The organism is Xenorhabdus yunnanensis (genome assembly GCF_028598805.1).
GTDB classification, from domain to species: Bacteria; Pseudomonadota; Gammaproteobacteria; order Enterobacterales; family Enterobacteriaceae; genus Xenorhabdus; species Xenorhabdus yunnanensis.
On record NZ_JAQRFI010000069.1, the window covers coordinates 1 to 12748 of the forward strand.

8 protein-coding genes and 2 pseudogenes are annotated in these 12748 nt (G+C 41.7%); 5 read left to right on the top strand and 5 right to left on the bottom strand.

All coding sequences use genetic code 11. The features are described from left to right. A partial coding sequence (locus tag PSI23_RS18760) for a PfkB family carbohydrate kinase (protein ID WP_273556503.1) occupies nt 1-481 on the bottom strand: 481 nt, incomplete at its 3' end. 574 nt (nt 482-1055) lie between these two features. Beyond that, nucleotides 1056-1535 carry a plasmid pRiA4b ORF-3 family protein gene (locus tag PSI23_RS18765; protein WP_273556504.1) on the bottom strand — a complete coding sequence of 160 codons (480 nt, stop codon included), beginning with the start codon at nt 1533-1535 and terminating at the stop codon, nt 1056-1058. 139 nt (nt 1536-1674) lie between these two features. Between PSI23_RS18765 and PSI23_RS18770 the strand changes: the two are divergent. After that, a pseudogene (locus tag PSI23_RS18770) lies at nt 1675-2679 on the top strand (IS110 family RNA-guided transposase). A 252-nt stretch (nt 2680-2931) separates the two neighbouring features. Here PSI23_RS18770 and PSI23_RS18775 read toward each other — a convergent pair. Next, nucleotides 2932-3186, bottom strand: coding sequence for a hypothetical protein (locus PSI23_RS18775; protein ID WP_273556505.1), 255 nt, complete (start codon nt 3184-3186; stop codon nt 2932-2934). A gap of 492 nt (nt 3187-3678) precedes the next feature. On the opposite strand from PSI23_RS18775, the gene PSI23_RS18780 reads away from it, so the two are divergent. The 3 genes from PSI23_RS18780 to PSI23_RS18790 all read left to right on the top strand — a co-directional run bounded on the left by PSI23_RS18780 (nt 3679) and on the right by PSI23_RS18790 (nt 6363). After that, complete coding sequence (locus tag PSI23_RS18780) at nt 3679-5190, top strand: hypothetical protein (RefSeq protein WP_273556506.1); 1512 nt, start codon at nt 3679-3681, stop codon at nt 5188-5190. Between the two features lie 86 nt (nt 5191-5276). Then, nucleotides 5277-5948 (top strand): hypothetical protein, encoded by a 672-nt coding sequence (locus PSI23_RS18785; RefSeq protein WP_273556507.1) that lies wholly within the window; start codon nt 5277-5279, stop codon nt 5946-5948. 13 nt (nt 5949-5961) lie between these two features. Beyond that, entirely contained in the window at nt 5962-6363 is a 402-nt protein-coding gene (locus PSI23_RS18790) for a hypothetical protein (RefSeq protein WP_273556508.1), read from the top strand. 100 nt (nt 6364-6463) lie between these two features. Here PSI23_RS18790 and PSI23_RS18795 read toward each other — a convergent pair whose 3' ends face one another. After that, a complete protein-coding gene (locus tag PSI23_RS18795; protein ID WP_273556509.1) occupies nt 6464-10984 on the bottom strand; it encodes an autotransporter outer membrane beta-barrel domain-containing protein in 4521 nt (1506 codons plus the stop codon). A gap of 276 nt (nt 10985-11260) precedes the next feature. On the opposite strand from PSI23_RS18795, the pseudogene PSI23_RS18800 reads away from it, so the two are divergent. Continuing rightward, a pseudogene (locus tag PSI23_RS18800) lies at nt 11261-11596 on the top strand (transposase); the annotation flags it as partial. 281 nt (nt 11597-11877) lie between these two features. Here PSI23_RS18800 and PSI23_RS18805 read toward each other — a convergent pair. Continuing rightward, nucleotides 11878-12471, bottom strand: a complete 594-nt coding sequence (locus tag PSI23_RS18805) for a hypothetical protein (RefSeq protein WP_273556510.1) — start codon at nt 12469-12471, stop codon at nt 11878-11880. Nucleotides 12472-12748 lie beyond the last annotated feature (277 nt).

The window sequence follows — 12748 nt, forward strand, 5'->3', positions numbered from 1 at the left end:
CATGACTATCAACTATTGAATGATAAATTGAAGTTCTTTCATCATTTAGTTTATGAGAATGGCTAAGATCAACACCGGCTAACCTGGTTTCTCTAAACAGTCTTTTTCCATTAGAATCATCACCAAAAACAGAAATTAAATAACTGTCATTCTTTAACGCGGCAATGTTATGCGCAACATTTCGAGCAACACCGCCTAACGTATATTTTGTTTTCCCTGGGTTGGAATCTTTCTTTAATAATTCAGTCGAAGCAAAGCTGGTAATATCCATGTTGGACGCACCCACCGTTACGGCATAATTTCCACTGGAAAAAATGTATCCTTTTCCTTTGATATGCCCTTTTCTTTGTAGGTTAAGGATATATCCTGCGACGCTTGAACGACTAACGCCAATAATATCAGCGATTTCTTTTTGGGCGAGAAAAGGATTTTTCCTGAGAAGTTGTAATATTCTAAACTCCAGATTATCCATTTTACTCATATTATGCCCTTTATTATTGTGAAACATGGTTATTTTTATTCCATTGATTAATGACAGTAAAGCGTATTTTTATACATTCTGCTTGTAGTGAGAAAGCGATCGTAAACTGAATGATATATCATTTGTTATTAAAAATGTGACTTTACTCTTGAATTTTGTCCTGAAAAATAACCAATAAACGGGATTTTAAAAAAATTAGCGTGATAACCATATTTTATTCTGATTATTTTAAGTTAAAAACAAATGGTTATGTTGTTGTTGTGTTATTTTGAACATTTGTTTTTTCTTCTGTTTTAATGCTCATTACCAAATGAAATGGAAGTATTCAATTACATTGAAATGTGATAATCAACACATTTTAATTAATGTGAAATGTAATTCCATGTTTTATTGTGGTCTAATATTTTTTAGATTGAAATAAGGTTTTTTATTATGATGTAAAACTTGTCTTATTTTCGTTAGTGTCAGGAGAGCATATTTGAGTTTCTTAGGAAAATATGAATTTTGCAGCAAGGATAAAAGCATTAACATTCAAAATGTTATCGAGTTATTACTGATTAATGCAGAAATCAATCTATCCGTTGAAAGCGAGATGTAGCAAGGGCTGAGAGGGAGTGAGGGAACAATCGGGGCTAGGGTTAAAGAACCCCGTTTTAGCGGTTTCATCGGCTAACGTCGCCCCGGGTATTCTGTTTCCGGCCAAACAAAAAGGAGACTTCAGGTCAGAATTAGCGAGAACAGCTTCAATACGGATGTCGTGAAGCCAGTGCTCGAAAAAGTTATACTCGTAGGTAAAACGGTCACCGGCATCAAATTCAAAGTCATCCAGCGCGATTTTGTAAGGGTTATCAGGAAATGCAATCCCGTCAGAGTAGGAAATACCGTAATTTTTACCATAAATACGGAATTGGTGAAGGTGATCATCCTGCCATCCCTGAGCGATCTGAATGAGATAGTGAAAAGCGGCTAAAGAAGTCTCGCCTGATAGTCTGAATCGGCGCCAGACCATAGGACTGATACCCCGAAGGGCCACTTTCACAACGTAGGTTTTCATGATGAGATGCCCGATAAGTACGTTTGGTTGCTCATTCTATCGCCGACTGAACAGAGTGCCCCAGACTTAATGGGATGGTCACCCTCACTCAGTAGGCGTAAGTTGACAGTGTGAGATTTTTTATTGAGAGGCCATCATCATGAACAACACCGCACTTATTGGTATCGATCTCGGCAAATATACCTTTCATATTCACTGCCAGGACAAATCGGGTAAGGCGCTTTTACATAAAAAATTTACCCGCACCAAATTGATGGACTTTTTAGCTAATTGTCCCCCGGCAACCGTTGTTATGGAGGCCTACGCTGGGGCGCATTTCATGGCAAGACGGATTGCTGATTTGGGGCATGAGGCAAAATTGATTTCGCCACAGTTTGTCCGCCCCTTCGTCAAAAGTAACAAAAATGATTTTATTGATGCCGAAGCCATCTGTGAAGCGGCCTCACGTCCTTCAATGCGTGTTGTTCAGCCCAGAACTGAATCTCAATAAGCAATGCGTGCATTACATCGGTCAGGGAGTCACTGGTCAGAGATAAGGTTAAAACGACCAATCAAATGCAGGCTTTTTTACTGGAATTTGGTATCAGTATGCCGACAGGGATAGCGGTGATAAACCGGCTTTCCCAAGTGCTTGCCGAGCATGAACTTCCGCCTTATTTAACTCAGTTACTTATGCGCTTGCATACCCATTACCTCTATCTGGTTGCGCAAATAACTGAGCTTGAGAGTGAATTGAAACAAGAATTGAGCAGGGATGATACAGGAAAATGTCTGATGACTATTCCGGGTATCGGCCCCATAACGGCCAGTATGTTATCCTCTCAGCTGGGTGATGGAAAACACTATGCCCGCAGCCGGGATTTCGCCGCCTCAACGGGTTTGGTTCCTCGTCAATACAACACGGGAGGAAAAAATACCCTGCTCGGTATCAGCAAGCGGGGAGACAAGAAGCTCCGGCAGCGCATTAGTTCAATGCGCCCGTGTTTTTATACAACGTATTAACCACCAATCCGGGCGCTTAGCGGATTGGGTCAGAATTCAACTTGAACGAAAACATTCGAATATTGTGGCCTGTGCACTCGCGAATAAATTAGCGCGTATAGCCTGGGCCATAACCACAAGACAAACCGTGTTTGAAAGATAAGGATAAAATTCCCTTAAAACAGCCACTTTATCGTTAATTTAAACGCTTAAACAGTTTACCCATCAGGTTTTGCGAAGACTGATTATTGATGACATGAACGGCCAGACGGCCTGATGATAACCTAAGCATAAAAATGGCTCTTTGAAGCCGAACACTTTTTTAGGCACATCAGGCGCGGAACTCATTGGGGCGCGGGCATTCCTGCCCATATTGACGCCGGATAAATTTACGCAAGCCCAACATGCATCAAAATTAATGTTGCAAAAATGGGGGTGACCACACATTTTTATGCTCTCCAAACAGTGTGCAAATAGCAATATCAAATTGGGCACTCGTTTGTCCGAAAGTCAACGAATGCTTGTTTTTGTACTCCGGTACTTTCTTGCGGAAATCCAAACGGTAACCCATCCCACTACTCTGCCTTGTCTTTTGAATTCCGATATTGTGCCCTGTTATTTTGATTCTGCTATATATACAACCATCAACGGGTTGGATATGTGACCGCATAAGGAATAGTCCTGACATAATTATCTGTTCAGGAATTACATTGTTTTTATTTTACTCAATTTTACGATGATGAGAAGTATATTAGAGGTAGTATTGAGAGGTTTTTAATATAATAATATTTTTTATTATACATGTATTGACACTTATTTGTTTGAATGTAATCTTGCTTGCAAATCTCAGTAAAAATAGCCTTCCCATAAAGCGATATTAATTTCGCTCTAAAGGCATGCACGAAAAGTCCTAAATATAAATGCTGTCATTTCCATTATTATTTCGGGGTCTTTTTATATATAATTAAATTACACTTAGTTAGGTTAATATCATTTAATATCAACGCTATACGAAATTTAATTCTATTGAAACAAGAGAAAATTATACATATTTAGACACCGTCTTAATACTTTCGAAACAGAGCCAAAACCTGCTGTTGACCACACCGACAGGATGTGGTTTCAGCTAAGAATAAACTTTACACGTTGAAAGGATAATATAATGGCGAACATCACGACAGTTCCTACAACTGGCAAAAATATTATCAAAGGACAACCATTCAGTGTGGTTGTTTCGATAAATGGTGCAACCGGAAATGATTTACAAAAAGCAACGGTCAGTGTCGCTTCTCATTCATCGGGTGTGAAACTAATAAAGACATTCCCCGGCGTAGTTGTTAGGGGGGTGTTTTCCCAGCAACTGATATTCCAGGCCGACGAAAGCGGCGGCGATCAGACAATCAAGTTTACCGCAAATACGACGGGCAACCCCAATACGGAAGTAACCTATCACACTGTTGATAACCCAGACCTGAAACCACATACTTGTGTACTGAGAGGAGCAGAGGCTTATTTGTACGACCCAACCCCCGTCAGCTTCACAGGTCCCCCCCCAAGGACAAGCAACCCGTTCGTTTCGGCGTCAATCAATCCGACGACAAAACAGGGTGTTCCAATTTCAAACTATGATATTCCGCTTCGTGCAACGACCCCCTTACGAATATTCACAGTGGACCAGGTTGAAATTCCACCATATGATATTGATCTGGAAAAAAAATACTATTACTACCTAGTTAAAAAATCATCAAACGCTGCTGTTAACCTAAAAATATACGCCACTCAAGGTATCAGTCAGTTCGTCGGGATTGAGACGATCTTCAGCGAGATAGAATACAATCAAAAACAAACCATATTTATTAATACTGTTACGATTAGTACATCCAGTAGTTTTGAACCGCCAGTCATTGAGGAAACATATTCGTCTTCTACTTTAACAAGAGAGGATCAAACGGATAATTTCCATTTCATGATCCCGAGTTATCCGGGGGCCAAATCCGGTGATTTCATCATCGGTTTTGTGACCGACGATGAAAAAGACATTTATAAGAAGCAGCTATGCTTTGGGCAGTTAGAGCGTGAACATAGCGGGCATTATAAATTGTCAGCCGATTACGGCAATCTATACGATGGTGATAATTTTATCAGCTATGTTGCACTTAACCAAAGAGGCAACGCACTAGGATCTAAGCCTAATTACATAAGTTATGATAGCGGCGGCAATAACAGCCCAGACCCCAATGATAAAAACCGGACTCTGGTTGCGCCTGAAGTATATGACCAGTTCGATCAATTTATTGGCATATATCAGGCAGTCAATATCAACAGCATCGGTACAAAAGGAATTGAGATTCGGCTGCTATCTGATCCCAAGAATCTGGATCACACAATCGCCCCAGGTGACATGATTACGATTAAAGCCTATATCTCATACTGCGTCGATACCCTCTCAGAAATAGCACGTCCTTTACCGATTGTGGTCGTTAAAAATTACACCGTAAAATCGGGAGACATAATAGATGGTTATTATAAGGCTCTCATAACGCCCGATAAACTGATGGGGTATGACTCATCAGATGATGATGTTGACGGAACTATCGCGATAGATTACTGCCGGATTGCCCAGAATCAGAAATCGAAACTTTTTATCAGAAGCCTCGGTACAGTAGCTCCTTAACTAACCAAAATGTGTGGCCTGCTAATAGTTATTATTAGCAGCAGCCACTTTCTATCAAAAAGGATCATTTGCCTAGAGGTGATTGCATGTCTATAAACAATAACCTGACAGTGCCTTTTTTGCCACAGAGTAACAATGGTATTATTGATGAATCAGAACTAAGTCAATCCGTATTGGTGGTAATAGTAAACCGATATGAAAACGCTCATATTGGTGATTATATCATTGTTCATCTGAATGGAGATGTATCGTCAGAACCATTTTATATCACAGAGGAGAATATCCATTTTCCAAATTATGAAATAATAATACCATTTTCTATGATTCCTCTCGGTAGCTATGATATTTTATATACTATTACCGATTGGACAGGAAATCCTGCGTCATCTGCAACTAACCACGTCACAATTAAAAAATCAGCTTTCCCACCTTTTCCTTCATATCTTGAAGCAACGTTAACAATAACCGGATATCAGCTAATCGGTGACGAATACGTAATACTTACAATCCAGATACACGACAAAAAGACATCTGAACAAATTAAAAACACAGCCATCTCTTATAAAATAGAGCAGGCCATAAACATAAAGAGTGTGTTAGAAATTGGTTCAGATCCCGAAACGATACAATCAATGACTACAGATGAATATGGGCAGTTCAAAATAAACCTGAAAGGTAAAGTGGGAGGAAATTGTATTATAAGGGTTGCAGCGAATAATCATGTCGGAAGCATAAAATATATCATGGGAAAAAATTAAGGAGATATTAATAATGGCAACGAAAACACTTAAATTTATTGATGTAAAAAGTGGGTGGTATATTTCGTATTTTTTTATGACAGAAGCAGGCTATGGTTATACAGTGAAAATATACGATGAAGATACAAAAGAAATTTATGCCGACTGGACAAAACCAGACGATGGAGATAGCGAGATAAATAAATATGATGGTAAATCATTTCAATATATGGGAACAGATGGAAAACTTGTATGCACTGTTGACTGTCCTGAAAGTAGTCATCTTGATAACAGTTGGAGTGAAGGTTCGATACAACCCAGTTCGGGAACTCCGATACTAGGGAGAACTTATTGTGCGGCTTTTGAGGATTTTGGTGGCTCAATCGATTACAACGACTTTTTTGTTTGTCTGGTAGCGTGGTCTCACGAAGGATAAGCGCCCTATTTTGCAATCAGATACTATGGAAATTGTTACCGTGGGATTATACGGGCATCATTCCCACGGTTTTCTGTTAGTTGCAGTGGTACTAATTTAATCACCACATTACCTTTATGCCGATTTTGGCCTTCAGCTCGTAGCTGTCTGTAAAATTATTCAGGCTGGTGTTGGCTGAAGCCTGACCATAGACGGAAGATTTTCCATTATCCCAACTGTAGGAACCTCCTGCACCCATGTCCCCCCAAATGCGGTCATTACCACTGATAAAGGCAACATCGGCAACGTTGGTCAAGTCATTATGACCCAAGACCTCCTGATTAATATTGAAAAACCCATATAAATGACTCAAATCATCGTGCCACTTTTGCCGATAGTCTATCGTCGTGCCTACGCGAAATTTCATACTCTCGCTTCGGTCAAAATGGATTTTGGCTCCAAACGGATCATGGAACCCATTCATATCTATGGAAGAGAACACCAGTTGTGCTTGTGGGGTCAATGACCATGCCTGATTCAAGTCAAGCCCTTGTCCTGCTTCCAGACTCAATGCATACCCCAGAGCGGATTTACTATTTCCCAAAGGCTGGCCGACAGTCTTTGAATGCAGGTCGTTGTCAAAGTAGGTCATCTGGGCTAAGCCATCCAAATAAAACTTATTCTTGCCGTACCACGTACTTGTCGTACCCAGCGTATAACCATTTGCACGAATGTGACCTTCACCATGGACAGAGCCGACGTTTGCGTCAATATTCGAATATTGCAGGAAAATACCGCCAGTGACTGAACCCTGGTTATTTTCATAAAAACGTCTGTCCATGCCAACCTGAGCACGAACCATGTTATAGGTGGTCGCATCTGCACCGGATGTAGAGACACGTGGCGACAATTTGCCATAAGAGGCTGTCATTCGCCCCCACACCCCAATTTGGCTTGTACTATCGTCTGTGCTGCCTTCACCAGCGGGGTTTCTGAACTCATTTATGCTAGGCACCCGATCCTTACGTCCTCCGGTGCGGTCACGCAGGGACTCTGGCGCATTCAGAGTCTGCAACATTTGTCCATAAGCTTCGTAAACGCTAACTCCGGCCTGATAGTGTTGCGTTGGTTTCGGTACAGGCTCTGGACTGGGCTTTGAACTAGCCAACGATGAGCGCAGATACCAGTTTTCATCTGAATTGTCGGTGCCATTCTTATAAAGACGGTAGGCATAAGCACCTACTACAATGGCTGGTTCACCCCTATAACTATAATCACCAACTAAAGTGAAAGTTCCGTTTGATGTACCTTTTACATCAACAACTTTGATACCTTCATTCGTCGGCGCACCATTTCCTCCGGCATTCTTGATCACGAGATGAGTTGAACCCGATGTGTTGCCCTTTATCACAAGTTTGTCAGTCTTTGAGTGATCTCCGCCCAACACCGTTGATAAAGTTACAGTGCCGTTATTTCCCTTGTAATCACCCGCGATAGCCAGTGTACGCCCAACGGTTTTGTTATCTCCGCCAACTAACACTCTGCCACTGTTATTCAAGGCGGAAATTGTCGCATTAAATCCGCCCATATCAAGTGTACCATGTTGCCCGACTGTATAAGGCGAGGTTGGGCTGAAAGCGCCCTCTTTGCCCTGACGAAATATACCCCTCGGTACTTCTGTCATGCCTGTATGATTATTAGCGCCAGCCAGAACAAGGGTTCCTTCACCGTTTTGAACAAGTTTTCCTTCACCAGTGATATTGCCACCAAAGGTCACATTATCTGAACGATCAAAGATAAGAATACCTTCACTTCCTGTGACGATATTGCCAGAGATACTGCCTTTGGTGCTGCCATCACCTATCTGAAGAATACCTCGTGTGATCTTTGTACCACCGGTGTAATCATTCTCACCCTTCAAAACCAGCTTACCGTAATCCGTTGTCTCAAGCGTAGCCGAACCCGTTAAGTTTGACTCAATCGTGGCAATACTACCAGCCATTGATTTATTGCCTGTTCCGACACGGATTTTAGTGCTACCTGTGTTATCATTTTTTAAAATCAGTGGAGCGCCAGTGAGGGTGTAACCATCGGTGCTAAACTGCATGCCATTGACGGTGACCTGACCACCGCTATTATCTACCTGCACCTTTCCTGCGGTGCCGGAGAAGATGGCAAACTGGTCTGTATTGCTCCAACTGGCATTCGGTCGCCCTGCTTTTGACGTCCAATTATTCTCTCCACCGACCTGCCAGACGCCATGACCACCATCAATAGTACCATTGTTATGTTTGCTGGCGTTCCCCCCATCCCAATAGTTCAGGATCATGCCGCCAGTATTGGTGAGATAAACTTTTTTGTCCCTGTTCGTATCGAGAGAGAGTGCCTCTGGTTCTCCGCCAGTAAGCGTCATTCCATTGTTTGTTAAAGTGCCGTTATAATTGAAGATATCGTATTCACCCGCTGAGAAACCGCCAAGATCGGTGATTTTAAGCGTTCCTGCCAGTGTCAGATCGCCACGGACATCAAATAACGCAGGCACAGAAGTCTCCTTCGCCCCAAGTGAAACACCGACATTTGCACTATGGCCAAGAATAAGATCATGGCCAAATGTCAGGGTATCACCCTGCTTGCCGACAAGGTGGCCGCCGTTTTCAATGGTTGTGGTGCCGCCGATGATGCCGATACCCCCAACAGCCCCCCCACTTTTCACATTAAAGGTCGAAGTTGTTGTGCCCAGTTTACCGTCAACGATAAAATCTCCCGCCCCAACACGCGTTGATCCTGTAAAAGCAGAAGAATCCGAATTTAGCGTTGTGGTGCCAGCGCCAATCTTCCTGATATGACCACTACCGGAAATCACGCCGTCAAAACGGCTTGTTCCATTCAGATCCAGTGCCAGAGTGCCTTCAGACCCGATGGAGATTAAGCGGGTGTCCGGCCCATTATTCCGGGTATTAAACTGTAATGTACCGGCTTTAACATGCGTCGTTCCTGTATACGTATTCTGACCACTCAGAATGGTCGTGCCTTTGCCAACATGCTCTACGCCGCCTGCACCAGAGATGTTTTTAGAAAAGGTAATATTGTTGTTATGGTCAAAGGCCAGTATCCCTTTTTGCCCGATTGTCGCCTTGGACGTGTTATCAATGCTTCCCGTCGTCCCGTTATCGCCGAGTTGCAAAGTCCCTGAGTCGATTTTTGTCTCGCCTGTATAGGTGTTTGCCCCCGTCAAAATGGTCGTGCCGCTACCCACCTGGTGAATAGAGCCGATTCCGCTTATGATGTGGCGATAAGTCGTTTTATCGCTACCGTTGAAATGAAGGCTGCCTGAATTATTTATGTCACTGGAAACGCTTCCTGTTGTGTGTCCGTCACCCAGGCTTAACGTGTTTCCTAATAATATCCTGACCGTTCCGGCATTTATGTTGTGAGTAAATGACAGGTTCAGATTTTTGGTCATGCCGTCTTTTGACCCGATGGTGACAATCGAATCTTTTGTCCCAGAGACATCGCCTTTAAGGATTGCATTCGGGCCAGACAGATAAAGGCTGGCGCTTCCAAGCTCGACATTGCCGTCAATCGTGCCCGCATTATCAATGCCGTTGGTCAGGGTTCCCTTATTATTGATAGCGAATTTATCCCCTTGGATCACGCCTCCATCCAGATTCGTGATAGTATCAATAACCCCTTTATCGTCGATATAAATACCATTTCGCTTTCCACGTATAGAGGAAGCATTAGTAATCTGTTTAATTTTGGACGACCTGATGTGGGGATTAACATCCAATTCAGCCATGCCTTGCCCGGTGACCTGAATAGCGTCCTGGTCAGCCGTGATCCCTTTACTCCCGGAGTGATTATTCAGGTTTTCGAGGTATCCTCCATTCTGAATCAGAACGCCGTGGCTGGGGCCAGTCACGGTGCCATAATTATTGAAAGTGCCGACATTACTGCCAAATACGATACCAAAAGTTGAGGGAGTAGGGCGGACATGACTCTCCTGAGACAATATTCCATAATTATCAAGAGTCTTAAGTGATGAAGTTGTAACAGTTATCCCATCAATCGATCCTTCCTTCTGATTCCGGAGGGTATCTACACGTCCATATTGACTATTATTATTTGCGTCAATCGCCTGCTGGATCAGTATTGAATTAAATGAGTTAGGATCATCACTGGATTTGATTGGGCCATAATTATCTAGCATATTCATTTGACCAGAGACCCATATGGCCCCGGTCGTTCCACTTATGCTTCCACGATTAAGCAGCTTTCCAACAGAACCACTGTGAGTTACTGTGACGCCACCAGTTCCCTGCAAAACTCCGTCATTCTCAATTCTATCAACTAAAATTACTGGTGCCAGGTTATTGTTAACGCCAACATTAACCGCACTGTGTTTCAGACTGTAGCGATCCGATAAGTCTATTCCTTGAGGCACATCAATCGATGCGTTCTTCTTGATAGTAAGATTTTCTCCATTTGATAAATTACAGGGTTCTGTCTCATTTTCAGAAATGATGGTCTTCGTATTTGAAAAGCCGCATGATGAGGCCGCTATTGCATCAACGCTCATGCCAGAAAAAAATAAAGCTATTCTAATAGCCATTGGCAATACTGCGTGTCTGTATACTCTCATAAGAGGTATCCCCAAATAACCTGCGTTTCGTTTTAAGTCAGGAGTTAAACTCCTAATACATGAAAAATTTTTATCAAAGAAAACAAAATAGTGGAGACTATCGGGCTATAATTACTTTAGAAAAATTTTACTAGTACGTCGATGATTTCTGTTAAAACTATAGCAGAATCAAAATAACAGAGCACAATATCGGAATTCAAAAGACAAGGCAGAGTAGTGGGATGGCCTATGTCGATGGAGATAGATACGACACTTATCAGTCAGGCGTTGATGAAAGCTATGCTTTCCCCACAACTGGGGGATGGAAAGCAATATGCACACAGTCGGGATTTTGCGGCCTCAACAGGTTTGGTTCCCCGTCAGTACAGTACCGGAGGAAAGCATACCTTGCTGGGTATTAGCAAACGGGGAAACAAGAAACTCCGGCAACTCTTGGTGCTCTGCGCCCGCTCACTCATGCTACATCTGGAACATCGTTCAGGAAAACTGGCTGACTGGATTAAGCAGCAACTAGAACGAAAGCACTCTAATATCGTCGCCTGTGCTCTGGCTAATAAACTCGCCCGGATAGCCTGGGCCATCACAACGCAACACACGGTATTTAACGCCTGAAATTGGCGTCTGTACACGGGTTTAAACGTGATCTTCACTGGTTTTGCGAAGACTGATAATTGATGACATGAACGGCCAGTCGGCCCGATAAAAACAAATGGCTTATAGAAGCCGTGAGTTTTTTCAGGATTACCGGGTGCGGAACTCATTGTGGCGCGGGTACTTTTCCCCATACAGACGTCAGATAGATTTAGGCAAGCCCACATGCGTCAAAATCAGGGTTGCAAAAACAGGGGAGACCATACAATACAATGTTATCTCTGGGTATAAGGTTAATTACCTCACGTAACAAATTTATTTGATTTTTTATTTTCTTTTATTTGAGAACGATATAGAGAAATTATTTTTTTTGCATCTTTTTTAAACTTAAAAGAAATAATATTTTTTTTCATTTGTTTTTTTGATTTTGGAACATTTCTGATTAGATAACAACCAATATCTTTGTAGTTATTTATTTCGGACTCTTTAAGATCTTTTCCCGAATGACTCAGCGGAACAATCTTCAAATTTTCATAAGTTGCATCCCACCCCATTGATAATGGTTTAATCAGAATTCTGCGCAATATTTGAACATAGCATTCATCAGCATATCTACATAGTTTATCAATGCTATTTTCTATATAATTTTCTACCTGATGAATTAAAGCATCATCCGAACCACTAATATGATGTTGAATCAACAACGAATTAAAGTAACCTTGCCAATATCCCTCTTTTTTAGTTATTTCTTCTTTTTCATCAACACAGTATTCAACAAAATTCAATATAGAAATAAGAATCTCATAAACAAATTTCTCATTCTTCTGTGTAATATCATACTTGGTGTGAACATTAGAGATAGCTTCCTCAATATAATTTTCTTTTTTAATTTTCATCTTATTATTTCCACTATGTATTATTTTTTATTAATTATCCATGATGATTATTTTTAACTTTAAAAATTTTTAATAAAGATTTTATGATATAAATCTAGGATTTATTTTTTAAAAAAATACTAGTACTACAGCCGTAATCCCTATTGTGCCATGATGGGGCTCTTCATCCTTAAATAAAAGGCGGTGTCACATGCCATCCCCTGCCAAAATCTGGGAACAGGCGCTACAGGCATTACATGCCCGTCTGGCTCCCTTATTTCACTCTATCGGCCCACGA